This window comes from Haloprofundus salilacus (assembly GCF_020150815.1).
Lineage (GTDB): Archaea > Halobacteriota > Halobacteria > Halobacteriales > Haloferacaceae > Haloprofundus > Haloprofundus salilacus.
Window position 1 is genome coordinate 346,033 of the sequence record NZ_CP083724.1, and the last position, 25,305, is coordinate 371,337.

The 25,305-nt window shown below is 63.7% G+C and carries 23 protein-coding genes; 7 read left to right on the forward strand and 16 right to left on the reverse strand.

Features of this window, described 5'->3' with window-relative positions; all coding sequences use genetic code 11:
• Positions 1 to 13: 13 nt before the first annotated feature.
• Positions 14 to 1,159: an MFS transporter gene (locus tag LAQ58_RS18285; protein WP_224450304.1), complete on the reverse strand. Its 1,146-nt coding sequence runs from the start codon at positions 1,157 to 1,159 to the stop codon at positions 14 to 16.
• Positions 1,160 to 1,258: 99 nt separating this feature from the next.
• Positions 1,259 to 2,329 (reverse strand): glucose 1-dehydrogenase, encoded by a 1,071-nt coding sequence (locus LAQ58_RS18290; RefSeq protein ID WP_224450305.1) that lies wholly within the window; start codon positions 2,327 to 2,329, stop codon positions 1,259 to 1,261.
• Between the two features lie 213 nt (positions 2,330 to 2,542).
• On the opposite strand from LAQ58_RS18290, the gene rdfA reads away from it, so the two are divergent.
• The 5 genes from rdfA (at position 2,543) to LAQ58_RS18315 (ending at position 7,942) form a co-directional block, all read left to right on the forward strand.
• Entirely contained in the window at positions 2,543 to 3,190 is a 648-nt protein-coding gene (gene rdfA, locus LAQ58_RS18295) for a rod-determining factor RdfA (protein WP_224450306.1), read from the forward strand.
• A gap of 1,061 nt (positions 3,191 to 4,251) precedes the next feature.
• Complete coding sequence (locus tag LAQ58_RS18300; protein ID WP_224450307.1) at positions 4,252 to 4,791, forward strand: hypothetical protein; 540 nt, start codon at positions 4,252 to 4,254, stop codon at positions 4,789 to 4,791.
• 446 nt (positions 4,792 to 5,237) lie between these two features.
• Positions 5,238 to 5,519, forward strand: a complete 282-nt coding sequence (locus tag LAQ58_RS18305; protein WP_224450308.1) for a PadR family transcriptional regulator — start codon at positions 5,238 to 5,240, stop codon at positions 5,517 to 5,519.
• Positions 5,520 to 5,622: 103 nt separating this feature from the next.
• A complete protein-coding gene (locus LAQ58_RS18310; protein WP_224450309.1) occupies positions 5,623 to 6,546 on the forward strand; it encodes an LLM class oxidoreductase in 924 nt (307 codons plus the stop codon).
• 136 nt (positions 6,547 to 6,682) lie between these two features.
• The gene (locus LAQ58_RS18315) at positions 6,683 to 7,942 is read left to right on the forward strand and encodes an ABC transporter substrate-binding protein (RefSeq protein ID WP_224450310.1); all 1,260 of its coding nucleotides are present in this window, start codon (positions 6,683 to 6,685) and stop codon (positions 7,940 to 7,942) included.
• 25 nt (positions 7,943 to 7,967) lie between these two features.
• Here the strand turns inward: LAQ58_RS18315 and LAQ58_RS18320 are convergent, their stop codons facing one another.
• From LAQ58_RS18320 to LAQ58_RS18335, 4 genes are all read right to left on the reverse strand, one after another.
• Positions 7,968 to 8,876 carry an AEC family transporter gene (locus LAQ58_RS18320; RefSeq protein WP_224450311.1) on the reverse strand — a complete coding sequence of 303 codons (909 nt, stop codon included), beginning with the start codon at positions 8,874 to 8,876 and terminating at the stop codon, positions 7,968 to 7,970.
• Between the two features lie 193 nt (positions 8,877 to 9,069).
• A complete protein-coding gene (locus LAQ58_RS18325; protein ID WP_224450312.1) occupies positions 9,070 to 9,252 on the reverse strand; it encodes a DUF7576 family protein in 183 nt (60 codons plus the stop codon).
• A 180-nt stretch (positions 9,253 to 9,432) separates the two neighbouring features.
• Positions 9,433 to 9,750 (reverse strand): DdfA family disk-determining factor, encoded by a 318-nt coding sequence (ddfA, locus tag LAQ58_RS18330; protein WP_224450313.1) that lies wholly within the window; start codon positions 9,748 to 9,750, stop codon positions 9,433 to 9,435.
• Between the two features lie 69 nt (positions 9,751 to 9,819).
• Complete coding sequence (locus LAQ58_RS18335; RefSeq protein WP_224450314.1) at positions 9,820 to 11,991, reverse strand: bacterio-opsin activator domain-containing protein; 2,172 nt, start codon at positions 11,989 to 11,991, stop codon at positions 9,820 to 9,822.
• A 220-nt stretch (positions 11,992 to 12,211) separates the two neighbouring features.
• On the opposite strand from LAQ58_RS18335, the gene LAQ58_RS18340 reads away from it, so the two are divergent.
• On the forward strand, positions 12,212 to 12,628 hold the full coding sequence (locus LAQ58_RS18340; protein WP_224450315.1) for a helix-turn-helix domain-containing protein: 417 nt from the start codon (positions 12,212 to 12,214) through the stop codon (positions 12,626 to 12,628).
• A gap of 157 nt (positions 12,629 to 12,785) precedes the next feature.
• Here the strand turns inward: LAQ58_RS18340 and gfo6 are convergent, their stop codons facing one another.
• The 3 genes from gfo6 to LAQ58_RS19020 all read right to left on the reverse strand — a co-directional run bounded on the left by gfo6 (position 12,786) and on the right by LAQ58_RS19020 (position 15,188).
• Positions 12,786 to 13,868 carry a D-xylose 1-dehydrogenase Gfo6 gene (gfo6, locus tag LAQ58_RS18345; protein WP_224450316.1) on the reverse strand — a complete coding sequence of 361 codons (1,083 nt, stop codon included), beginning with the start codon at positions 13,866 to 13,868 and terminating at the stop codon, positions 12,786 to 12,788.
• Between the two features lie 75 nt (positions 13,869 to 13,943).
• On the reverse strand, positions 13,944 to 14,603 hold the full coding sequence (locus tag LAQ58_RS18350) for a bifunctional 4-hydroxy-2-oxoglutarate aldolase/2-dehydro-3-deoxy-phosphogluconate aldolase (RefSeq protein ID WP_224450317.1): 660 nt from the start codon (positions 14,601 to 14,603) through the stop codon (positions 13,944 to 13,946).
• 210 nt (positions 14,604 to 14,813) lie between these two features.
• The gene (locus LAQ58_RS19020) at positions 14,814 to 15,188 is read right to left on the reverse strand and encodes a beta-galactosidase (protein ID WP_343217952.1); all 375 of its coding nucleotides are present in this window, start codon (positions 15,186 to 15,188) and stop codon (positions 14,814 to 14,816) included.
• 116 nt (positions 15,189 to 15,304) lie between these two features.
• On the opposite strand from LAQ58_RS19020, the gene melA reads away from it, so the two are divergent.
• Positions 15,305 to 16,612, forward strand: coding sequence for an alpha-glucosidase/alpha-galactosidase (gene melA / locus LAQ58_RS18360; protein WP_224450318.1), 1,308 nt, complete (start codon positions 15,305 to 15,307; stop codon positions 16,610 to 16,612).
• Positions 16,613 to 16,676: 64 nt separating this feature from the next.
• Here the strand turns inward: melA and LAQ58_RS18365 are convergent, their stop codons facing one another.
• The 7 genes from LAQ58_RS18365 to LAQ58_RS18395 form a co-directional block, all read right to left on the reverse strand.
• Positions 16,677 to 17,453, reverse strand: a complete 777-nt coding sequence (locus LAQ58_RS18365) for an SDR family NAD(P)-dependent oxidoreductase (protein ID WP_224450319.1) — start codon at positions 17,451 to 17,453, stop codon at positions 16,677 to 16,679.
• Between the two features lies 1 nt (position 17,454).
• Positions 17,455 to 18,606, reverse strand: coding sequence for a galactonate dehydratase (gene dgoD / locus LAQ58_RS18370; protein ID WP_224450320.1), 1,152 nt, complete (start codon positions 18,604 to 18,606; stop codon positions 17,455 to 17,457).
• Positions 18,607 to 21,339, reverse strand: coding sequence for a glycoside hydrolase family 2 protein (locus tag LAQ58_RS18375; protein ID WP_224450321.1), 2,733 nt, complete (start codon positions 21,337 to 21,339; stop codon positions 18,607 to 18,609).
• Positions 21,336 to 22,076 (reverse strand): DUF624 domain-containing protein, encoded by a 741-nt coding sequence (locus tag LAQ58_RS18380; RefSeq protein ID WP_224450322.1) that lies wholly within the window; start codon positions 22,074 to 22,076, stop codon positions 21,336 to 21,338. The genes LAQ58_RS18375 and LAQ58_RS18380 overlap by 4 nt, the downstream gene beginning before the upstream one ends.
• The gene (locus tag LAQ58_RS18385) at positions 22,073 to 22,933 is read right to left on the reverse strand and encodes a carbohydrate ABC transporter permease (RefSeq protein WP_224450323.1); all 861 of its coding nucleotides are present in this window, start codon (positions 22,931 to 22,933) and stop codon (positions 22,073 to 22,075) included. The genes LAQ58_RS18380 and LAQ58_RS18385 overlap by 4 nt, the downstream gene beginning before the upstream one ends.
• Complete coding sequence (locus tag LAQ58_RS18390) at positions 22,930 to 23,796, reverse strand: carbohydrate ABC transporter permease (RefSeq protein WP_425490749.1); 867 nt, start codon at positions 23,794 to 23,796, stop codon at positions 22,930 to 22,932. The genes LAQ58_RS18385 and LAQ58_RS18390 overlap by 4 nt, the downstream gene beginning before the upstream one ends.
• 63 nt (positions 23,797 to 23,859) lie before the next feature.
• A complete protein-coding gene (locus LAQ58_RS18395) occupies positions 23,860 to 25,200 on the reverse strand; it encodes an ABC transporter substrate-binding protein (RefSeq protein ID WP_224450325.1) in 1,341 nt (446 codons plus the stop codon).
• Positions 25,201 to 25,305 lie beyond the last annotated feature (105 nt).

The following is a 25,305-nucleotide window of genomic DNA, read 5'->3' on the forward strand; positions in this document are numbered from 1 at the left end:
ACCAGTTTCACACTCACTCGTCGGACGGTAGCAGTCCGTCAGCGCCGAGCGAGCCGTCGAGGAGTCCGCTCGCGGTGATGACGAGGAGGCCGACGGCGGCCACGTACGCGTACATCGACTGGACTCCGACGAGGTCGAGGAGGTGTCCGGACGCGAGTTCGCCGACGCCCGACCCGGCGGCGAAGCCGAACCCGGTGAGAAATGTCTGCGCCGTCGACCCGATGGAGATGGGCGCGAGTTCGTGGGCGAGGTTCACCGCCGCAAGCATGAACGCGGCGTAGCCGACGCCGAGCAGTAGCTGTAGCGCGACGACGAGAGACGGCGCGGGTGCCGACGCGTAGAACGCGAACGTGACAACGTGACAACCCGCGCCCGCTATCAGGAGCCGACGGTACGACGCGGTGAAGCGCGCCGCACAGAGGAACACCGCCGCCTCGCCGAGCGTCTTAGCGGCGACGGAGAGACCGGTGAGCGCGTCGCTCGCGCCGAGACTCCTGACATACACCGACAGATACGCGCTCCCGGCGGGGAACATCGTTCCCATCAGAAACGCGGCGACCAACAGCACGGCGAAGTTGCGGTCCGTCACGAGCGACGCCGCGCGGAGGCCGACGCTCTCCGTTGGCGGTTTGCTCTCGACCGGAATCCGGAGGAGTACGAGCACGAGCATCGCCATGCCGAGGCCGAACACGTAGAAGACGACGACCGACCCAAGACGGGCGCTGACCACGCCGGCCCCCAGCGCGGCGACACCGAAGGCGATGCTCCCGTACGCGCGGACGTTCCCGTACGACAGCCCCGCCGAGAGCAGCATCGAGTTCGCGACCGGCCGTATCGGCGCTCGAAACGCCGCGAACGCGACGGTGACGAGCGCGACGAGCGGGAACACCGCGGCGGCACTCGGATACAGCAGTCCCAACGCTCCCGCGCCGGTGACGCTGACGAACAGAATCCGCTTCTGCGCGCCGAAACGGTCGCTCAACAACCCCCACGCGGGGAGTGCGGCGATACCGGCCGTCCGGAGCAGAAAGCCGATCGTCCCCATCTCGACGCCGGTCAGTCCGATCTCCTCGAAGTAGGCGTTACGGAACACGACGAAGCCGCTCCACGCCGCGAAGTAGAGGAAGTAGAACGACTTGAAGTAACTCCGCTCGTCCATCTCGGTAGCACTCTTCGACCGACCGGCTTAGTCGCTCGCCTCTCGGCGAGTCTCTCGGGGAATTCATGAAGCGATTTTCGAGGCGTCGACGACAGTCGGTCAGCGCGTGTCGAACTCGACGACGGTCTTGATGACGTCGTCACCCGTCTCGAAGGCCGCTTCGGCCTCCTCCGGTGAGTAAACGCCGGTGACGAAGGCGTCGGCGAACCAGTCGGGGAACTCCGCGAGTCGGTTCCTTGCGGTCTCGAACTGTCTCACGTTGGAGTTGACGCTGCCGAACAACGCCTTGTTCTCCAACACGAGTTCGCGGTGGAGACGGCCGCCGTCGACCTCGAACTCCCAGTCGTTCGGGATGCCGAGCAGCGCGCCGACACCGTTTGGCGCTAAGGCGTCGACGGTCTCGAAGGCGTGCTTCGCGTAACCGGTCGCTTCGTAGACGAAGTCGACCGCCTCGTGCGCGTCGGCCATCGCGTCGACCGGCGTCTCGCGGGAGTCGACGTACGTACCGCCGAGACGTTCGATGATGTCGATAGTCGGGTCAGGGCGGTCGCGTCGGCCGAGACAGTAGCTTCGCTCGAACGGCGACGAGGGCGTTTCCACGGTGGCGAGCGTGAGCAGACCGAGCGGCCCGTTACCCAAGACGAGCGCGCTTACGGGGTCCCACTCGAACGCCGACCGGGAGGCGAACGCGTGTTCGAGCGCTTTCTCCGTGTTCGATATCGGTTCGACGAGGAATCCGTGCTCGGCAAATTCATCGGGCACGGGGACGAGAAACTCCGGCGGACTCGTGAAGAACTCGGACATGTAGCCGTGCGCGCCGACGATGCCGCGTTCGACGTAAAAGCCATCCGGAGCCATGTCGGGTTCGCCCCGCTCGAAGTACTCGTTCGTCCCGTTCGGCGGGCGGCGAACCGTCGGCACGACGAGCCTCCCCTCCTCAAGTTCGGTATCGTTCGCGTCTTCGACGACGGCGACGGCCTCGTGGCCGAGAATCTGGTAGTCGTCGTTCTCGGGATAGCCACCGTGGTTGCCCCGTATCACCTCGTAGTCGGTGCCGTCGATGCCGACCCGAAGCGTTCGGAGGAGCGCCTCGCCCGAATCCGGGACCGGGTCGGGAACCTCGGTCAGTTTCGGCTGTGAGTCCCCGTGTTCGACGACGACAGCTCTCATTCAGCGGTCCCTCCGACCGACCTCGCCCCTCTATCCGTCGCTACCGGCCGGTTTCGGTCGTTGACACTGTCTAACATAGCTCGAGATTGCTCGTCACGGATGATAAACGCTCCGACGGGGAGTCTGCGAGTCCGGTCGAAGGGGTGACGTGCGCGACTCGTCATCGCCTCGAAGACGGAACTTTTTACCGGTGAACGGACTTACGTTTTCGTCATGACAGAGGAAGCGGGCGACACCGAGGGATGGCCGGACCGACGTCGGTCGTCTCGCCGGAGCAAAGTCGGTCGGGTGATCGAGACGTACGAACTCGATGGGTTGGGCGAGAAACTCGAAGCCCAGTGGACCGCCGACGGCGACGACCGGTCGAGTCTCCGCGAACTCGCGACCGAGTTCAACCAGCGCCTGCTCGAAACCGCGCTCGAAGAGGGCGGAGTTACCCTCCTCGACGGTGAGGTCGAAAACTACTACCGACTCCTGACCGACGACGCCGTCACAAGCGGGACGAGAGTGCAAACCGAACGAACGCTCGAACGGAACGACGTCGATGTCGAGAGACTGAAAAAGGACTTCGTCTCCCATCAGGCGATACACACCTACTTGGTGAAGTATCGTGGCGTCTCACGCGACGATTCGACAAACGAGAACCGCACCGAGAAAGTCGACACGAGCATCCGCCGCCTTCGGAGTCGGACGCAGACCGTGACGACGAACTCTTTACAGTCGCTGGTGGACGCAGGAGAACTCGAAGTCGGCGATATCGACGTTCTTGTCGATATCAACGTCCACTGTGACGTGTGCGGACAGACGCTGACTGTTGACCAGTTACTTGCAGACGGTGGCTGTGACTGTCGTAGCGAGTAGGCCATCTCCGGGAGGCCGCGGCGGCCGTAACCGACGACCGATCGATTAGTTTATAAATTCTGACGGAGTTTCGTAATGATGTACTCTGCCTTCAGAAGGATGATTGGAGAAACAGCTAAAATGCTTTTTTTTTCAGTCAGGAGGCTGTATAAGGGGTTTCGGATATCATCTAGGCGGCCGCCAGCTGTTTAGAAGTACTATTTTCACAATCGGCTACTAAACCGCCAGATAAGATCCGAGAAATCATCAATTCCCGATATATTAGTAGTTCATAGGTAATAGGCGGATTCACTTGATCGTATTTTGGCTTTCCCCAATGGATAATTTACAACTCTATAACTGTTTATCGATTTGCGCTCATAACATGGTCGCGACACATGGGTTTCGCTGCAGCGTGTCTCAACGTCGACCGTCGGCACCAGGCGAACGACGGTTTGTTCCGGCTCTCTCGCAGAATAAATATATGAACGCGTGAGCGTGCGTATCGAAAACTGTGTCGAAACCCCGTCGTTTGGGATGAGTGGAATCAGTGGAAGCTGTGCGGGCCGTGACCCCCGCACGCCCCGTGATTCTGTCTGACGAGTTGTCACCATCGCCACGTGACCAGTCGTGGTGGTGCTCGTGCAACGCCGCGTGACGCTGCGGCCTATCCATCTCACGCCTGTGTGTTAGGTATTCTCATTAGAACAAATGTAGTCGAAGGGGTGGGAACGATATCGCCGTCTTCGTCTTTTGGTACGAGACTCTTTCGGCGACTATCGCGAGAGCATCGTCGAACGCCGTTGACACGGTATCGTCGCTCTCGACAGCGTACTCTTTTCGCGGAGAGAGACGTTCCGAACTTGGTCGGACGAGTTCGAGTTCGGCGGAGTGTGGAGACAGCTACTCCGCCGACTGGTGGATACCAAACCCAGATACAGGTGCGTCGTTGGGGACGGACGCGATTCGAACGGCGGGTGGGACCGTTATCAACTTGTTGGCGGGCTTAGCGACCGTCGGGCGCCGAGAACCCAATGAGATTTGGCGGAACAGTTATGTCAGCGTGAATGAAAGAGCCGCGTATGGACATACTCCGCCACTTACTCGACAGTTCGGACCCTCCAGGAGAACCGCATCGCACGGGTAAGCAAGAGCAGTTCTACGACGAGACGACCAACGCCTCCGCCGTCACCGTCTTCTGGGAGGACGTCTCGGCGCTGAAGACGCTGCTCGACTCCGAGGCGACGACGCCGATACCCGACGGCGAAACGCTCGCGGTCGGCACAGTACCGACGGACGTGCCGACCGACGAACTCTCCCTGCGGATGGCGCACGAGCAACTACTCTCTGAACTGAACCGCCTCGCGACCCGATGGGAGGACCAACTCGACGCCTCGCCGTCTTCCGTCTGGCTCCCCGACGACTACAGCGTCCGTATGGAGACCTACCTCCGCCACTGTGAGGAACGGATCGACAACGACGCCGACCCCTTCTCCCCTCCGCGTTCGTTCGGCCGGGTGCGTTCGCTCGTCGGTCGCTGCTCCGCGGCCGACAACGACGACGCCGCGTCGGCCTTCGTCGGGAGAGAACACGTTCCCCTCACCGACTCCGAACGTCGCTAACTCGTCGTCAACCTGCCGGTGGCGGCGGTTCGACGCGTCGGTTTCTGCTCTCAGCCAACAAGTTGACGACGCCGCGACGCCGGACTCCGGACGCGTTCCTCGCCGACGACGCAGACCGGTCGAGGTCGGTATCCGCGCGACGACGGAGGCCCTCGACCCCCCGACGGCTCTCGGCCCTCTCCTCATTCGACGTCGGTGATTCTTCTCGGACGACCTGCTTGGCCGTAGCGTCCCTTGACTGCCGAACCGTACCATCTTCCAGCTTTTCCACCCGTCGAGCGACGCGTTTCTTCGAAGTCGCTCCGCGCCCGTCCGCCGGTGATACATCTCCTCTCCGAAAAATACTAGATTCGAGATAAGTAGACGTCCGATATATCTCTAATCATGAATTACCAACACAGACGATACTGCGAGGAGCTTTATTCACCAATGAAGAATTATATCACGTGCACGACTTGAGCGGCTTTCAGCGCGACCTATTGTACGTTATCTCGGGGATGGACCGTCCGTCGGGACAGGAGGCGAAGGAACGACTCGAGCAGTACGTCGACGGCGAGATCAACCACGGACGCCTCTACCCGAATCTCGATACGTTGGTGACGAAGGAGTACGTGGAGAAAGGACCGATAGACCGGCGGACGAACTACTACGCGATAACCGAACGCGGCGAGAATCTGATTCGCGAGCGCCGAGCGTGGGAAGATGCGCAGGTCTCCTCCGAGTTGTAGTCACCCCGCCGCTGTCGCAGTCGCCGTATCGTCTCGATAGGACAACCCTCGCGTCGCGCTCTCGACCGGTGCTCCCATACTCTTCGGGCGTCGAGTGCAGACCGTGACCGACGACCACCGAAACGCGGGTTACGAGCGACTGTTCGGCACCGATGCGCTCACGTTCGGCGTCGGCTTCCCGCTCACGGCCGCTCGGGAGTCCAGACCGGCGGTCTCCGAGGAGATGGAGCTCGCCGCGCACGCCGAGCGCGTCGGCTTTGACGCGCTGTGGGCCCGCGACGTGCCGCTGTACTGGCCGCGGTTCGGCGACGCGGGCCAGACGTTCGACCCGTGGACGTGGCTGAGCTACGCGGCCGCCCACACCTCGGATATCGCGCTCGGAACCGCCAGCGTCGTGCTTACGCTCCGGCACCCGCTCCACGTCGCCAAGAGCGCGGCTTCAGTCGACCGACTCTCAGACGGCCGCCTCGTCCTCGGCGTCGCGACGGGCGACCGCGACCCCGAGTTCCCGGCGTTCGACGTCGACGCCGACGAACGCAGCGAACTGTTCCGCGAGAGCGTCGACCTGCTTCGGACCGTCTGGCGCGAGGAGTTTCCGGAAATCGACTCCGTCTGGGGGTCGCTCGACGGCTCGCTCGACCTCGTCCCGAAACCGACGGCGGGGACGATTCCCTTGTTGCCAACCGGACACGCCCGGCAGTCCGTCGAGTGGATCGGCGAACACGGCGACGGCTGGTTCTTCTACCATCTGCCGCAGAACACGCTCGAATCGTATCTCGACGACTGGCGGACGGTCGGCGGCGAGAAGCCGTACGCGATGGCCGTTCGAACCGAGCTCGCCGACGACCCCCGGGCCGGACCCGAACCGCTCCACCTCGGCTACCGCGCCGGAAGCGACTGGTTCGCCGACTACTTCCGCACGCTGGACGAGATGGGCGTCGACCACGTGCTGATGTCGACGCCCGGCGACGATCCCGAAGCCGAACTGACGCAGTTCGCCGAGGACGTTATCGAACGCGTGCGCTGACTCGATTCGCTGTCTCGCATCCGCCGGTCACCTCGGTCTCCGGGCCGCTGCGGTCGTCACGGCGAATCGTCGCGGCCGACGGTCGAACCGGTAGAGAATCCGAAAGTGGTTTTACCCTTTAGGCGAGCCTAAAAACATGGACGGCGTTCCCGAGGGACGGAAGGCACCGACGCGACGCGACTACATCAAATACGGCGGAGCAATCGTCGGGGCGGGACTGCTCGCAGGCTGCGCGGCCAACGAACGTCCCGACTCGGGGGCGACTCCGGGAAGCAGCACACACGGAACGGACGAGGCGAGCGGTGGTGCGGAGTCGACGACGGCCGAATCTGGCGGCACCTACTCGGTGACGATGGCCCCGGCGGGCGAAGTCGCGTTCGAGAAGGTCCCCCGGAACGTGATGGTGTACAGCCTCCTGTACGCCGACATGGCCGTCGCGTACGGCCACGGCGACTCGGTGAACTCGCTCGGGTTCGACGCCGACGCCGGCGGGAACACGTTGGACGCGTACTACGAACGCCTCGACGGCGTCTCCTTCGACCGAAGCGGACTGGAGCAACTCAACACCGGTTCCGGCGAGGTCAACATCGACAAGGAACTGTTCTACGAGCTGAACTCGGACCTCCACCTGGTCGACCCGTGTCTCGTCCTCTCGTTCGACGGGTGGGAGCAGTCCGACATCGACGAAATCCGCGAGAACATCGCGCCGTGGTTCGGCAACATCTACAGTCGCGCGCACGGCCAACCGCCCGAGGAGTGCCGAGACGAGTACGAGTACTACACGCTGTGGGAACTCTCGGAGAAGATCGGAGCGGTCTTCCGAGAACGGGAGCGCTTCGAGGCGCTCCGGTCGGTCCACGACGATCTAATCGACCGGATTCGGACTGACCTCCCGCCCGCCGACCGACGACCCTCGGTCGGCGTAGCTATCTTCATGCAGGAGACGTTCTACCCGTCGAAACTCAACGCCCCCGGGTTCGCGGCTGCACACACCCGCCCGCTCGAAGCGACCGACGCATTCGCCGCCGATGACGTAACGTACGAGACGACGTACGATTACGAGACGATGCTCGAAATCGACCCGGATGTCATCCTCCACCCGTTCGGCATCGCCTCCTACTACGACGTCGCGCAGGTTCGTCGGACGCTCGAAAATCACCCCGTCGGGAGTCAGCTAACCGCTGTCCAGAACGGTCGCGTCTATCCGTCCGGCAATCCGGTTCAAGGACCGCTGATGAACCTGTTCCAGTTGGAGATGACGGCCAAGCAGCTGTACCCCGAGCAGTTCGGCCAGTGGCCCGGGTACGAAAACGGCGACCCGTACCCGGAGATTCCCGAATCGGAGCGGCTGTTCGACCGGCAGCGGATCGCCGACATCGTCGCCGGCGAGTACTGATTGGAAGCGAGCGCTCTGCGACGACTTACCCTACGAACTGGAGCACGACGAGAATCGTCCCGACTGACGCGACAGTCGTCGCGAAGACGTTCGCGGAGGCGAGGTTCGCGTCGCCGCCGAGCTCGGTCGCGTAGATGAACGTCGAGACGGCCGTCGGCATCGCGAGCATCAGCACGCCCGCCCGCGTCGTCGACACGTCCGCCGAGAGCAGCGAGAACGTCGCCAGCGCGATAGCGGGCATCACCAACATCTTCAGCGCTACGACCGACCCGACCGTCGAGAGGTCGACCGACGTTTCGTCCAGCGACAGCGACGCGCCGACGACTACGAGCGCGACCGGAAGCGCGAGTTGTGCCACCGCGTCGAGTCCCGTCCAGACGGCGCCGGGGACCGAGACGCCCAACGCCGAAAAGAACAGTCCAACGCAGAGCGCCGCGAGCACCGGGTTGGTGAAGAGACCGCCGAGTTCGTCGCGCAGGTCCGCGTCGGTGTTGTTGACGAACACGAGCACTGCGATGGTCAACGGCACCTGCGTCAGCGCGCCGATGCCGAGGAGGAGACTCGCTTTCGCGGTGGCAACGTCGCCGAACGTCGCCGCGACTATCGGGAGACCGAGAAACCCGAGGTTACAGTGGTACGACTGAACGACGGCGACGCTGCGAACCGACGGGGACGACCTCCGGCGGTGGACAACCCACCCGACCGCCGCGGCGGCGAGAAGCACCGTCCAGAAGCCGAGTACGAGACGCGGTTCGAGAACGTCTCCGAGCGACTGTGAGGCCGTCGACGTGAAGACGAGTGCGGGGAGTGCGACGTAGAAGGCGAACTGGGTGAGCCGGTCCGCGCGAGTTTCGTTCAGGAGGCCGACGTACCGTGCGAGAAATCCGACGCAGAGCACGACGAGGAGGTAAACGAGATTGGAGACCACGTCCATGCGGTCAAATCGGCCGTCGACGCACTTGGGCTTACGGCCTGTGGCAACCGAGGTGCGATTTCGTCGCGCTCGCTTCGTGGGGACTCGGTTTCGATTCTCCGGTCAACGTCTTCTCTGTCGACCAATTATTCTCGTCGAATCGGCTCGTACGGCGTCCCGAGCGAGAGGTGATGCAGGTGTTCTGTCCTCTTACTCATTCGCTTTTGTCGCGGGCCTCGGACGAACGCTCAGCGTTCCACGCCGCCCGGCACTCGTCGCTACAGAGCGAGTATATCTGCAACTCTCCATTCGAGTCGCGCACTGTCGCGACGGGGTACCACTCGCTGGTTTCGATAGGCGACCCGCAGTACTCGCAGCGCTTCTTTGGGGCGGGCACGCTGCTCACTCCGCGGCGTCGCCGACTCCTTTCGTGGTTATCGGCGACTCACGCTCGCACTCGCGGTCGCTGGGTGACCGTCCGTGCAGCGCCGTACGGTGCGGGGACCCGCCACGTTGCGTCCGCCACGTGAACTGACCGACGGATGCGCGCCGCTCGCCCCGTCTGGGAGAGGCCATCTCAGTTTTCGAGTGAGCTGATGGCCGCCGTCGTCTCGCTCGACTTCGGCGGCGTCACGACGACTTCGCCGTCGCCGCGGACGACGACGTCGCAGCCCGCCATCGAAAACTGGAGTTCAAGCGAGTCTCGCGCCGACCCGACTGTCGGCTGAAACACTCTGTTCAGTGCGTCGGGGTCGATGACGGAGTAGATGGGCTCTAGCTCTAACGGGTCGACGCCTTTCGCGTCTGCAACCGCCATCACTACCGTCGTGCTGATTTCGTCGTCGTAGCAGAACCGTCTGACGCTACCGACCGGGGTCGCCTGTATCGTGTCCATATTACGACTGACGGAACGTTCGGGGAAAGCAACTTCTCCAACACTGGTAGGGCACCCGTTAGAAAGACACTACGTATGTTGGTCCCCTTCGTCGGAGGAGGACGGATCGTCGTCGAAGAGCAGCGCGCACAGTTTCCGTTCGGCCGCTCGGAGGTGGCCGTTGAACGTCGGTTGGGTAATTCCGAGCGTCGAGGCGACTTCCTCGCCGGTCCGGTCGCGCGGCCACTCGAAGTAGCCGCTGTGGTACGCCGTCTGGAGCGTCTCCAGTTGCCGACTCGTGAGTTCGGTTTCGAGCGCTGTTCCGAACGTTCGTTCCGTCCGGTCGGCGCGCTCCTTGTCGCGCCGCGCGCGGAGTTCCGTCCCGGGATATCGCTCTTCGAGTCGAGCGACGAACGACCTGACGTCGGTGGTGTCCGGGAGTTCGACGACGACCTGCGCTGCGGACTCCGTGACCCGAATCGAGCGAGTGATAGCGCCGCACTCGACGAGCGTGGACGGAATCGTCTGCCCGGACACCGTCGCCTCGAACCGGTACGTCTCCGGTCCGTCGGCTTCGCCGATGAGGTCCAGACGCCGGATGCTCGGCACGTCTTCGGCGGCGGCGACGATGGCGCTCGAGGGTGCACCGCTCGCGCTGAAGAAGATGCGCGTCGTCCCGTCGGACTGCGGTACGATCCCACCGTACTCGATTTGGCACTTCGCCTCACTGCTGAGTCGTCTGATCGGGCCGTCTGACCCGTAAACTGCTAGTTCGAGTTCGACGACCGTGTCAGTGAGAAGCGTCTGTCTCGTCTCCGCGGAGTTTATCGCGTACGCTATCGTCTCTCCGAGCTCCTCGAAGACGTTCTTCGACTGCTCGTCGAGCGCCCCCGGTTCGGCCGAGAACACCGTCAACACCCCGTAGGGCATCTCGTTGTACCGAAGCGGGATGCTGATGACCGACTGTAACTCCCGCGCGAGGGCCGCTTTCCGCCACGGCGCTCCGCGCAGGTCCGAGGCGACGTTCGGGACGACCACCGCCGCCTCTGTCGACACCGCCGTCACCGCGGGCGGCCCGTCGTCGGCGTCGATGGATAACGAAACCGCGTCAAGATACCCTCGGTCGTCTCCGGCCCACGCGCGCGGTCTGAGCGTCTCCTCTGCGACTTCACCGATCCACGCGAAGGCGAACCGTTCGGTCTGCGTCAAGAGTTCGCAGACGGCCTGTTCTATCGCGTCGCGCGTCGTCGCCTGGACGAGCACCTGGTCGATCTCCCGGATGAGCTCGTTTATTCGGTTCAGTTCCTCTAACTGCTGATTCCGCGTCGCCAGTTCGCGTTCCTGTTCGCGGAGCGACTCCTCACGTTCGACGCGGTCGAGCGCGGCCTCGGTCGTCGCCGCCAAGTGGTCGGCCAACTGCTGCGTCTGCTGGTCGATGCTGCCGACCCCCTCGGAGAGAATGAGCAACACGCCGTGTCCGCCGAGCGGAATCCAGAGTCCGCTTCGAAACAACGTGTTCTGCGGGCTGGCCCGCTCGGATTCGCCAAGATCCTCGATGACGACCGTCTCGTCGTCGACGAACGACTCCCACGTGACGGACGTCTCCCGCGGCCCGAACGACGGTACCTCGCCGAACGCGTCTTCGACGTACTCAGTATACGCCGTCGGCCGAAGCACGCTCGCCGATTCGTCGAAGAGGTAGATGACCACTCCCGGATGGTCGAGTACGTCGACGGCGGCGTCGACGGCGACTCGACTCGCCTCGGTCTTCGATTCGGTCTGCACGAGGTCGCGACTCGCCCGGTGTAGCGCGGTCTGGGTTCGCTCGAACTTCTTTCGTTCGATGGCGTGTCGAATCGCCCGGTAGAGTAAGGGCGGCGTGAGTTCGTCTTTGACGAGGTACTCCTGTGCGCCCTGCTGGACCGCCCGCACACCGACTGTCTCGTCGTGGAGACCGGTCAACACCACGATGGGCGTCTCCTGCGACCGGTCTCGGACGGTTTCGAGCGTCTCGATCCCGGTGCTGTCCGGCAGTCCGAGGTCAAGAAGCACTACGTCGACGCGCGAGTCGCCGTCGAGTCGCCGTAACCCGTCGCTCAGTCGGTCGGCGTGGCGGAGGTTCGGCGTCCCGACCGACTCGGGTTCGGGAACCGTCGCCGCGCGATCCGTCGCTTCGTTGAACATCTCCTCGATGAGTCGGACGTCGCCCGGATTGTCCTCGATTAGCAGAATCTCGACCGGTTCCGCGGGCGCGTCGCTCACGAGTATCCCCTCCTCTCGTTGTCCCGTCGAGAGGGTGCCCGCACTGACGGCGGCGTACGCTTCCGAAGACCGCAGAAAAGGCGTCGACGTCGGCGTTCCGTCTCCATCTTCTACCGATAGCGACTGCGCCTTCTTGAATGCTCGTGTCTCCGGTATGATTCATCATTTCTGACCGTACACACAAACAAAATTATTTAGACTTTCGAGCCGAAGTCCGAGCATGGGAAAATTAGACGAGGTGTCGGCGGAACGACTCCGGACGGCGTTGTCGGAGGCCGACGACGCCAAGGAGGCGAAGCGCCTCGTCGTCGCGCTCGAATACAAGGCCGGGCAGCGGGTAGACGATCTCAGCGAACGGTACGGTATCCCACGTTCAACGCTGTACTCCTGGTTGGAGCGGTTCGAAGGCGGTTCGGTCGAAGCAGCCGTCAGCGACGACGACCGTCCCGGCCGACCGCCGAAGTTGGATGCCGACGATCTCGCGGAACTTCGGGCGGATGCGTCGACTTCCCCGGCGAAACTGGGTTACGACGTTGGCGAGTGGACTGCGGCGCTCTTCCGACGCCACGTCGAGTCGAAATTCGGCGTCTCTTACTCTGAGGGACACGTCCGGCGGTTGCTCCGTCGGAGTCGGTGAGCCGAGAGAAAAAGTCTGAAATCTAATAACTAAAAGGGAAGGCAAACACGATGTCAACCTCCGCAGTCAGTCAAATGCACCGCCATATAATACAGTTATTTATGTTTGTATTTGACCGAACTCGGCAGTGCGAGTGTCAACTCGCTCCACTTTCGACTCACCGACCGATATCGACGGGCGCTCCGCTCTCGGCCGCGCGGTGAATCGCCTCGATGGTTCGCATATCGACGAGTCCGTGTTCGCCGTCCGGGTAGACCTCTCTCCCCGAGAGGAGTCGGTCGGCGAAGTAGTCGAACTCCTCTCGCATCTCCTCGACTGCCTCGAACGAAGCGTGAGAGATCTCGACAGTCACGTCCCCCCGCGACGCGTGGAGAGTACACTCGCCGTGGAATGCCGGTCGCAGTTCGAGCTGTCCCTCGGTGCCGGTAATCTTCAACTGGGTGTCGGCGTGCGCGCGCTGGCTCGCGGTACAGACCATCTGTACGTCGTCTTCGAGCATTGCGATGAACGACGACCGCTCGTCGGGAACGTCGGCGAACGCTTCGTGGTGAGACGCCATTCGAGACTCGACGGTCACGGGGTCGCGTCGGAGCAGGTATCGTGTGGTGTTTATCGAGTAGATGCCGAGGTCCATCACCGACGTGCCGTAGCCGGTGAGTTCGGAGTCGAGGCGCCACTGGTCGCGGTCGGGAATCATCTCCAACAGCGGCTGTGAGTTGTTTCCGTACACCTGCACCGGTTTTCCGATGAAGCCCTCCTCGACGAGTTCGTGCGCACGACGGACCGCGGGGTCGGTCTGCATCCGGTAGGCGACCATCAGCGGGGTGTCGGCGTCGTCGCAGGCGTCGACCATTCGCTCAGCGCGCTCGACGCTCGCTTCCATCGGCTTCTCGCAGAGGACGCCCTTGCCAAGTTCGGCCGCGGTTTCGGCGTACTCGAGGTGGAACGCGTTCGGCGTCGCCACGTACACCGCGTCGTACGCCTCGGCGGCGGTTCCGGCGTGATATTCGTCGTAACTGATTCCGTGGTTAACGCCGTGCTCGTCAGCGATTCGGGTCGCCTTCTCTTCGGAGCTACTGACGAGGACAGTCGCCTCACAGAACTCCGATTCCGCTATTGCCGGGAGCGCGACGTCTGTCGTCCACCAGCCAAGTCCGATCAACGCGTAGCGAACCGTTCCCCCCGTCGACTGCTGCCAATCGCGGTCAGTGTACTGGTCTATCCAGCCGGCGAGTGTCATGTCGTACAAAGAGGACGACGTGACCGAAAAGCTATCGCCGTCGGACGCGGACCGGCGACGGCGTCGACAACCGCCTCACTCCGTCCGCGCCCGGTCGACGGCCGCGCGGAACTGTTCTGCGCGCTCGGTCAACACCTCGTACTCCCCTGCGGCTATCGCGTCGGAGTCGACGAGGCTGCTGCCGACGCCGACGGCCGTCGCTCCCGCGGAGACGAACGCCTCGACGTTGTCGAGCGAGACGCCGCCGGTCGGTACGAGCGGCAACTGCGGGAGCGGCCCGCCGAGACTTCTGACGTAGTCGGGTCCGAGCGACGACGCGGGGAAAATCTTCAGCAGGTCCGCGCCCGCTTCGTACGCCCGGACGGCTTCTGTCGGCGTCTGCACGCCCGGGGCGACGACCGCCCCGTAGCGGTTGCACGTCTCGACGACGCCGGGGTCGAAACTCGGCGTGACGACGAACGACGCTCCAGCCATCAGTACCGCTCGGGCGGTCTCGCTGTCGAGTACCGTTCCGGCCCCGACGAGCGCCTCCGAGTCGTCGAATGTCGACGTGACCGCCTCGAGCGTGTCGAGGACGCCCGCCGTGTCGGCGGTTATCTCGACGGTGTCGACGCCGCCGGCGACGAGCGCGTCGACGACTTCGATGGTTCGGTCGGCGTCGACGCCGCGGACGATGCCGACGACGCCGTTTTCGGCGATTCGTGTGTACGCTGATTGTTTTGATATTTCGCTCATAATCGCCAGTATCGCTGGTCAGCCTGTTCGTGGCATCCAGTTCGGTCTCACTCTCGCGGCCACCTACTCAAACGTTCGGTTCGAGGGTATCCTCTCCGCCCACCGTTCGACGACGTGGTTCGCGAACGCGTAAGCGAAGATGTGTCTCAGAAACGCATAAGACGTGAAAAATGGATGCAGGATGGTTACTCAGCGAAGCGGCCGTCTGAGCTACTCCGGCCGAAGCTCTCTCATCCCGATGTCGACGTCGCCAGTCTTGGTTTTCACCGACTCGCCGGTCCGACTGTCGAAGAGGTACAGCGCCTCCTCGTCGAACGTGATACGGACTGTCTCGCCTGCTCTCGGCCGGACCGTACTGTCGACGCGGGCGGTCATGTCGGCGTCCTCAAACACGTGCTCGTCGAGTAGCTCGAGCACTTCGTCGAGCCACGCGAAGTCGAACTCGCCGCGCTCCGGCTCCAGACGAGACCACGCGAACTCGCCCATGCGAACGTACTCGACGCCGCCCTCGGCCATCTGTCCGACGTCGACGGCCCAGCGACTCGGATTCCAGTGCTCGGGAAAGTAGCAGACTCCGACTTCCATCGTACTTTTGATGTGGTAATCCGACACAAATAAGTCCGCCGTCGCGCTTGGCCGATGCTCTTCCGGCGCTCCGCCGACGATACGCTTATCACACTTCGTTCGCGAAACGGTTTCACATGCCTAGGATCACGTTCATCGGCGCCGGAAGTATGGTCTTTGCCCGGAAACTCATCGGCGACATTCTCTCCTTCGAGGAGCTCTCAGACAGCACCATCACGCTGATGGACATCGACGAGCACCGTCTCGAACAGACGACCCGCATCGCGGAGGCGATGGTCGAAAACAGTGGCGTCGATGCGGCCATCGAGTCGACGACCGACCGTCGCGCAGCGCTCGACGGCGCGGAGTACGTGCTCAACATGATCAACGTAGGCGGCACCGAACCGTTCGAGAACGAGATACGCATTCCCGAGAAGTACGGCGTAGAACAGGCCATCGGCGACACGCTCGGTCCCGGCGGCATCTTCCGTGCGCTCCGGACCATTCCCACGATGCTCGACATCGCGGCGGACATGGAGGAGCTCTGTCCTGATGCGCTCTTGATGAACTACACGAACCCGATGGCGATACTCTGCTGGGCGTTGTTCGAGGCGACCGAGGTCGAAACCGTGGGTCTCTGCCACAGTGTCCCGCACACCGCGGAAGCCATCGCCGACTACGTCGGCGTGCCGAAGGAGGAACTCGATTACTGGGTCGCCGGCATAAACCACATGGCGTGGTTCCTCGAGTGCAAACACGACGGCGAGGACCTCTATCCGCAACTGGAGGAGGCGATGGACGACCCCGAGACGTACCAGCGCGACACCGTCCGCTTCGAGATGATGCGTCATTTCGGCGCATTCCCCACCGAGTCGAGCCACCATCTCAGCGAGTACGTTCCCTATTTCCGGACTGACGCCGAAACCATCGAACGGATGGAGGGCACCGGCTACGCCGAGCGGATGGCGACAGCGACGTATCTGGAAGGCTGGAAGCGGCGTTCGGAGGAGCGCGACGGCGCGCTCGCGGACATCGACCCCGAGGAGGCCACCGTTGAACGGTCCGAGGAGTACGCCTCCCGCATCATCCACTCGCTGGAGACCGACACGCCGCGACGGTTCAGCCTCAACGTGAGCAACGAGACGAACGCCATCGGAAATCTTCCGGCGGAGGCCTGCGTCGAAGTGCCGTGCTTCGTCGACGGAACGGGCATCCACCCGTGTACGGTCGGCGATCTACCCCCCGAACTCGTCGGACTCGTCCGGACGAACGTCAGTGTCCAGCAACTTGCAGTGCAGGGTGCGCTTGACGGGGACCGCGAGGTGGTCCACCGCGCGGTAAAACTCGACCCGCTCACCGCCGCAGCCCTGAATCTCGACGAGATTCACGAGATGACCGAGGAACTCATCGCGGCGAACGAGGCGTACCTGCCAGTTCTAGAGTAAGCGACGTCGCACCCGCCGGAGTCGTCCCCGGCGAGGCGCTCGGAACGAACTACGGTGAGCCGAACTAGTCGCGGTAGTTCGGCAGCGTGTCGTCTTGCATGACCGCCGTCCGTCCGCCGTCGACGAGGAGATGCGTGCCGGTGACGAATCCGGCGTCGTCGCTGGCGAGGAAGGCAACGGCGCCGGCGACGTCTTCGGGCGCTCCGAGTCGGCCGACCGGGTGGATCGACTCGAGGTGTTCGCGCTCGGCGTCGTCCATCTCGTCGAGGGTTCGATCGACGGCGACCCAGCCGGGATTTACGGTGTTCACCCGGATATCGGGACCGAAATCCAGCGCCATCGCGCGAGTCATCCCATTGATACCCGCCTTCACCGCGTTGTACGGGAACATCTTCGGCATCGTCAGGAATGCGTGGTTCGACGAGACGTTGGTGACGGTGCCGCGCTCCATCCGCTCGGCGGCGTGCTTCGCGCAGAGCCAGTAGGCGCGGAAGTCGGTCTCGACGACGAAGTTCCAGTCGTCGAGCGTCGCCTCGCCGGCTCCGGTGTTCGTCTCGACGCCGGCGTTGTTCACGAGGTGATCGAGGCGGCCGAACTCGTCGACGGTCGCCTCGACTAGCGCCGCGATGTCGTCGGGGTCGCGCATATCCGCGCGGACGAACTCGGCGACGCCGCCAGTCTCGCGGATATCCGCGACGACGGCCTCGCCGGCTTCGGCGGTCCGTCCCGTAACGACGACCGAGGCACCCTCGTCGGCGAGCCGTCGAGCGATTCCGGCGCCGATACCGCGTGTCGATCCCGTGACGAGCGCGACCGATCCTTCGAATCGAGCGTCGGTCATCTCACCACTCTGCGATGCCGCCGTCCTCGTGTCGCCAGACGGGGTTGTGCCAGTTGACGTTCTGCTGGGCGCGCTCGCGGACGTACTCCTCGTCTATCTCGATGCCGAGACCGGGGTCCCGCGACAGCTCGATGTAGCCGTCGTTGTACTCGAAGGGGTCGGTGTCGACGAGATAGTCGAGCACGTCGCTCGTGGCGTTGTAATGGATGTCGAGGCTCTGTTCCTGGATGAGCGTGTTCGGGGTGCAGGCGTCCACCTGAACGCACGCGGCGAGCGCGATGGGTCCAAGCGGACAGTGCGGCGCGACCGCCACGTCGTAGGCCTCGGCCATCGTGGCGATCTTCCGCACCTCGGTGATGCCGCCGGCATGCGAGAGATCGGGTTGGATGACGTCGACGACCCCCTGCTTGAATATCTCCTTGAAGTCCCAGCGCGAGTACATCCGTTCGCCCGTCGCGATGGGCGTCGTTGTGTGCGCCGCGATTTCGGGGAGCGCGTCGTTGTGCTCCGGGAGCACCGGTTCCTCGATGAACATCGGGTTGTACGGCTCGATAGCCTTCGCTAGGCGCTTTGCCATTGGCTTCGACACCCGGCCGTGGAAGTCGACGCCGATGTCGGCGTCGTCGCCGATGGCGTTGCGGACCTCCGCGATGCGTTCTTCCGCTTCGGCGATGGCGGCGGGCGTGTCGATGCGCTTGAGCTCGGAGGTAGCGTTCATCTTCAGCGCCGTGAAGCCCGCGTCCATCTTCTCGCGGGCGGCCGCTCCGACGTCGGCGGGGCGGTCACCGCCGATCCACTGGTAGACGCGCACCCGGTCTCGCGCCCGTCCGCCGAGAAGTTCGTAGACGGGGGCATCGTAGTGTTTCCCCTTGATGTCCCACAGCGCCTGGTCGATGCCGGCGATGGCGCTCATGAGGACGGGTCCGCCGCGGTAGAAGCCGCCGCGGTACATCGTCTGCCAGTGGCGCTCTATCTCCATCGGGTCTGCGCCGAGGAGATAGTTGTCCAGCAGTTCCTCGACGGCGGCCTTGACGGTCTTGGCGCGGCCTTCGACGATGGGTTCGCCCCAGCCGACCGTACCGTTGCTCGTCGAAATCTTGAGGAACAGCCATCGCGGCGGCACCTCGAACAGTTTGTAGTCGGTGATTCGCATCTATTCTACCCCCACCGTCTCGACTAGGGTACTTAGGAGGTACGCTCCGACCGGTTGGTCGGCGTCACCGACGCGGAAGCAACAGCCGGCGACGACTCCGTTACCGTGCGGGCGACGGAGCAGGGCGGCGCCCTCGTTGGCGAGCCACCCTTCAACGTAGCCGACGTCGAGGCGGTCGTCGTCGTCCACGTCGGTTGCGATTTCATAGGGGTAGAGCCCTTCGAACGCCCAGTCGAGGCGCTCGCCGTCGACGAGGTCGCCGAGCAGCGAGCCGTCGTGGTAGAGCAGCGACGCGACGAGGTTCCAGCTCTCGGTCTCCGGGAGGGTTCGGTACTCGAAGACAGCGTCGTCCTGCAGGTGGCCGTCCACGTCCGGGACGACGACGACCGAGCCGCCGGATTCGGCGAACGCGGCCAAGTCATCGGAGACGGAACCCGAAGCGACCGCGATGTCGGCGTCCGAGAGGTTCGCGACCGTCTCGAACCCGAGTGCGTCGAACGACTGTGTGAGGCGGTCCTCAGCGCTGTATATTTGCGCGTCGGCGTCGGCGCGAACCGCGTCGCGGGAGACGACGGTGAGCGTCTCGGTGGTCGACGCTGACGTCTTGTCTGCACTGTCAGCGTCGCCGAGCGTCGCCGCCACGTCGACGGGACCAGACGCCTCTTCGGGGACGTCGAGTTCGACCGTCTCCGCGCGAGCGACGCCGTAGCCGTCGAGCGAGACAGGTACGTCGACCGTTTCGTCGAACGCGTCAAGCGTTACCGGGCCGTCGATTTCAACGGTGGTGTCGTTGACGAGCGTTACGTCGACAGCGACGGTGTCGCCCGCCCAGACGGCACGGGATTCGGGTTCGACGCGGACGTAGACGGGCGCGTTGACCGACGCGAACTCGTCGACAAACGACTTCTCGTCGCGGAAGTAGTCGAGGATGCCGTTGAACTCCCACTCGATGTCGCTGAACTCCGTGATGACGTAGCCCGCGAGCGACTCGCGGACGCGCATCTCGCCAATAACGTCGGCGACGGAGACCGACTCGCGACCTTGCCACGCCTCCGCGAGGTTGCCGAGGTCGTCGAAGACATCCGAGAGCGGCGACTCAGCGAAGCGCTCCTGCACGCCCTCGGGCCGCTTCAGCTCGTCGTCGAGGAATTCGTGGGAGAACCACGTCGGTTCGCCGTCGTAATGCTCCAGCAGCTTCGGCACGTCGCAGAGGCCCCAGGTGCCGAACTCGGAGACGATTGCGGGCGTCGACTCGGGGTCTGTCTCGGTCACGCCGTAGTTCGCACTGGGGTCAGACTCGATGCTGTCGAGGTCGTCGGCCCACGCCTCCGCGCGGTCGGGACTGACGAAGTAGCGGTGGTAGTCGTTGATGTCGGTCGCGACGTGCGCCCAGCCGGAGTTGTCGCAGGCGAGCCGCGTCGGGTCGCGCTCCTTTGTCTCCTCGTAGAGCGCCGCGAGGTACTCCTGCTTCTCCTCGTCGGTCCAGAGCGGCTCCTCGTCCTCGTGCCCGCCGATGCCCCACTCTTCGTTGTAGAGGCTCCACGCGATGACGCTTGGGCGGTTGAAGTCGCGCTCAATGAGGCCGAACAGCTGTTCTTTCACCTCGCGCTTCGAGCGCTCGGTGTAACGGTCAGGGTTCGCCGGTTCCTCCCAGACAAGGATGCCGAGTCGGTCGGCGAGTTCGACGAAGTCGGGGTGCGCGGGTTTGATGTGTTTTCGCAGGAGGTTGAAGCCGAGCTGTTTCGCGGTCCGAATCTCCTCCTCGAAGAGGTCCTCATCGAACGGCCGGTAGAGCGTGTCGGGGTAGTAGCCCTGGTCGAGCGCCCCGCGCATCGTGAACGGCTCGCCGTTGAGCAGCAGCGTCGTCCCGTCGTGGGAGACGCTCCGCATCCCGAAGTAGTCGGTCGCCTCGTCGACGACCTCGTCGTCCGTCTCCAGGCTGACGCGTACGTCGTACAGCGTCGGTGAATCGGGCGTCCAGTAGTCAGGGTCGTCGAGATCGACCGTCGCGGTGCCGACGCCCCTTTCGACATCGAATCGCGCGTCGGCGACCATGTCGCCGTCATGTTCGACGATGACTGTTCCTTCGAGGTCGGCCGGGATGGCCGCCTCGTCGCCGTTAGCGATGTCGACCGTGACGTGGGCGGCGTCCACGTCGAGGTCGGGCGTCACGCGTATGGTTTCCACGTGGACGGCGGGCCGCACCTCAACGCCGACGCGCTGCCAGATGCCGCTGACGCGCGTATACCACGGCTTCCCCTGTTTGCCGTGCGGAATCTCCTCGATGTCTTCGGGGTCGTGGACGCGGACAGCGACTGTGTTGGTGCCGGGCGTCGCCTGTTCGGAGACGTCGAACTCGAAGGGGAGGTAGCCGCCCTGGTGGTCGCCGACGCGCTCGCCGTTGACCCAGACGGTCGTCTCGTAGTCGACGGCGTCGAACGTCAGCGCGATGTACTCCTCGGGGTCGAACTCGGGGAGTTCGACGCTCCGGCGGTACCAGGCGGCGCCGGTGTACTCGCGGAGCGACTCGTCCTCCTGCCACGAGTGCGGCACCTCGACGGTGGCGGCGTCCTCGGGCGACCATCGGGCCCCGTTTCGGAACCACTCGGAGGTCTCACCCTCGTCGTCGGGGTCGAGGATGAACTCCCACGTCCCGTCGAGGTCGGTGCGGGTGCGGTACGATTCGTCTGCGCCCGTCGATGGACGGGCACGTTTAGTGATATCGTTCGTCATTCGTGATGGTAGAGTGCGGTTTCAGCGCGATACAGCGTTTGAGAACGGCGTTCCCCCGCGGTGTCGTCCGACAGGTCGTCGTAGAGAAACGCATGCAGCGAGAACGCGAGCGTCGGGAAGAGGAACGCGAACCCGACGGTGGTGAGCGCCGTCGCGACGAGGATGGCGGCGGTGAGAAGCGCCACCGCCAGCGAGAGTGTCGGCTGCCCCGACACACGGCGTCGGCCCTCGGCGAGCGCCGAGAGCGCCGACTCGCCGCGAGCGAGCGCGACGAAGGCGGGGAGCAACACCAGGACGGTGTAAAACGTCGCGTAGGCGCTCAGGACGGTCAGCACGAGCGCGAGCGTCGTTCCGACACGCACGAACTCGGCGGCGTAGAGGAGACTTACTCCGCCGAGCAGCAGCGGGAACACGCCGAGCAACGTCGCGTGCAGGAACTGCCTACGCACCGTGGCGAGCACGTCCCGCTTGTCGACGTGTCCGTCCGCGCGGAGCGACCGAATCGCGGCGTACGCGCCGACGGTTGCTGGTCCGAGGGTGACCACCGGGAGCGAGGCGAGCGTCCACAGGAGGCTCACCCCGACGAGTGCGAACGCGTTGTCGTAGGCGAATCGCCCCGTCTGGCGGATCGCCTTGCCCAGCCGTTCGGCGTCGTGTTTCTCCTCCGAGTCGGCCTCGCGCCCCGCCGCTCCGGCAGCGGGTCGGCGCGCCGATTTCGGGTCGTCTTCCCCCGTCATCCGGTCGTCCCCTGAATGCTGACCGCGCTGATGAGGTAGTCCTGCAGAAGCAGGAAGACGATGAACAGCGGAAGCGACGCGAGAAGCGTCGCCGCCATCATCAGCCCCGGTTGGAACACCTGGCTGCTCGAAAGCGTCACTAGTCCGATAGGGAGCGTGTACGACCCCTCCGACTGGAGGACGATGAGCGGCCAGAGGAACTGGTTCCAGCTGCTGACGAAGGTGAACAGCGCCAGTGCGGTCATCGGCGACTTCATCATCGGCAGCATCAGTCGCGAGTAGATCTGGAACGTTGAGAAGCCGTCGAGCCGCGCGGCCTCCTCTAGCTCGTCGGGGAAGTCCCGGAAGAACTGCACCAGCAGGAAGACGCCAAGCGGTCCGGCGGTCAGCGGCAAGATGACGCCCGCGTAGTTGCTGATGAGCCCGAGGTCGGAGATAAGGGTGTAGAGCGGGACGATGTTGACGTACGCAGGCACCATGAAGCTCGCGATGATGAGACTGAGCACGGCGTTGCGGCCCGGCCACTCCAGTCGCGTCAGCGAGAACGCGATGAGCGAGTCGAACAGCAGCACGATTATCGTCGTGATGCCCGCGATGAGCAGCGTGTTCACCGTCCACTGGACGATGAGCGACTCCGAGAGGACGAACTGGTACCACTGGAGCGTCGGTTCCGACGGAATCCAGTGGGGCACGTTCGAGAACATCTCCGCTCGCGGCTTCAGCGACAGCGATATCATCCACAGGTAGGGGATGAGAAACAGGAACGCCATCCCGTAGAGGGCGACGTACAGTCCCACCGTCCGTAGCGACAGCTTCTCGAGGCGCGCTCGCAGTCCGTCGTTCGTCTGTGTGCTCATGAGGAGTCACCTGCCAGTTTGTAGTTGGTCAACGAGACGGCGATGAGTACCACGAAGAGGAAGTAACCAACCGCGGCCGCGTAGCCGAACTCGTGTTGGTTGAACGCCGCCTTGTAGAGGTACATCACTAGGGTGTCTGTCGCGTTGCCGGGACCGCCGCCGGTCATGATGAACACCTGACCGAATATCTGAAACGAGCCGATGAACTGGACAACGGTGACGAACAGCAGCGCCGGTTTCATCTGCGGCAACGTGATGTCCTTGAACGCCCGCCATCCGTGCGCGCCGTCCAGCCTCGCGGCCTCGTAGAGGCGTTCGGGAACGCCCTGACGCGCCGACAGCAGGATGACGAAGTTGAAGCCCATCGTCCACCAGATGGTCGCGATGGCGACGGCGGGCATGCCGAACGTCGCCGAGTTCAGCCAGTTCGGCGGGTTGATTCCAAGCTGTGCGATGTAGTAGTTGAAGACGCCGTAGCTGGGCGCGTACAGCTCGATCCAGATGAGCGCGACGACGGCCACCGTCAGCACGTACGGGCTGAAGAACACCATCCGAAGGAACCGCCGGCCTTTCAGCTGGCGGTTGACACCCAGCGCTAGCCCCAGTGCCAGAATCACCAGCGGCGGCACCGTCAGCAGGACGAAGTAGACCGTATTCCAGAGCGCGTTCCAGAACAGCGGGTCGTTCATCATCCGGACGTAGTTCTCCAGGAAGATGAACTCCGACTGCGTGGGGTAGATGGCGTTCCAGTCGTAGAGGCTCATGTACAACCCCTTCAGCAGGGGGAACAGGAGGAAGACGGAGAACACCACCAGGTAGGGGAGCGCGAACAGGACGCCTTCGAGCGACTCCCGGTCTCGCATCGCGGCGGTGTTCTCCTTGACCGACTGGAGTCGGCCGGCGAGTCTGTTTGTGACGGACATCGTTCACTGATTCAGCGCATCGTTGACGCCCTGAGCCGCTTGCTGGATGCCCTTCTGGGGCGAAACCTGCTGGCTGTATATCTCCGCGAGGCTGTCCGAAAGCCGTTCCTGGTACGTGTCGATGTTCTCCGTCCGCGGGACGTACGCGAGTTGGTCGTTGTCGGCCATCTCGAAGAACGTCGAGAGGGTCTTGTTCCAGACGTCCGACTGCCGGAGTTCGTCGGATTCGAGGATGGACTGACTCGCCGGCAGGTGTCCCGCGTCGGTTCCCCAGACGTTGGTCTCCTGAGTGAGCCAGCGCGCGGCTTCGAGCGCCGCCTGCTGTTTTGCTTCGCTGCGGTCAGGATTCATCGGCAGCGCCAGCGAGTGGCTGTCGGCCCAAGTGTACTGCTGGTCGCCCTCGGGGTAGACGAACGGCTTGAACATGCCGAACTCGAAGTCCTGGTCGTTCGCGGGGCCGTAGAACCACGTCCCGTTGGCGACCATGGCGAGGTCGCCCGCGTAGAACGCCTTCTCCCAGCGGTTATCCGCCATCTCCGGGCGGTCCCACTCCCACTTTCCGGTAATGTTCGAGAAGTACTCCGCGACGGCGACGCCCGTCTCGTTGTTGAAGGCGGCCTGGCTCTTGTCGTCGGTGAGCAACTGACCGCCAGCCTGCCGGAGGAACGCGAGGTAGACGCGGAGCAGTTCGCCGGGACCGTACGGCGTCGGACTGAACGCCTGTTTGTCCGTCTCGCTGACGATGGCGTTGCAGGCGTCGGTGAACTCCTGTGCCGACGATGGCGGGCTCTCGGGGTCAAGTCCGGCCTCCTCGAAGATGGATTTGTTGTAGTAGATGCCGATTGGGTGGGTGTCCAGCGGCAGCGCCAGTCGGTCCCCGCCCAGCTGAACCTGCTGCCAGATCGAGTCGACGTACGCGCTCGACGTGTCGTCGCTGACGAGGTCGCCGAGCGGCTGGAGCACGTCCTGATAGACGGCCAGCTGCGACGCGTGGATAACCGCCAGGTCGGGTGCGTTGCCGCCTGTGAGGGCGGTGTACAGTTTGTCGTAGTACTGGTCCCAGGGGAGCCGTTGCCTGTTTATTGTGATGTTGTCGTGGCTCTCGTTGAACTGGTCGACCATCTTCTCCATCGCGTCACCGTCGCCGCCGCCGAACAGCGTCCAGTACTCGATGGTCGTCTCTCCGCCGTTGCCGCCGCCTCCACTTCCGTTCCCGCTTCCGTTCCCGCCACCGCCGCCGAGGCTGTCCGTACAACCGGCGAGACCGACGGTGCCGGCGATACCGGCCGTTTTCAGGAAGTTACGTCTGTGAACGAGGCTAGGTGCTCTGCTTTCGCGTGGCATACCACTTGAACCATATTATCGATTATGTATAAGTGTTTCTCCGGTGCGAACGGGTCGTCTATCGAATTCGAAGAACGCCTGAGAGCGCCGTTTTGTTGGCACCTC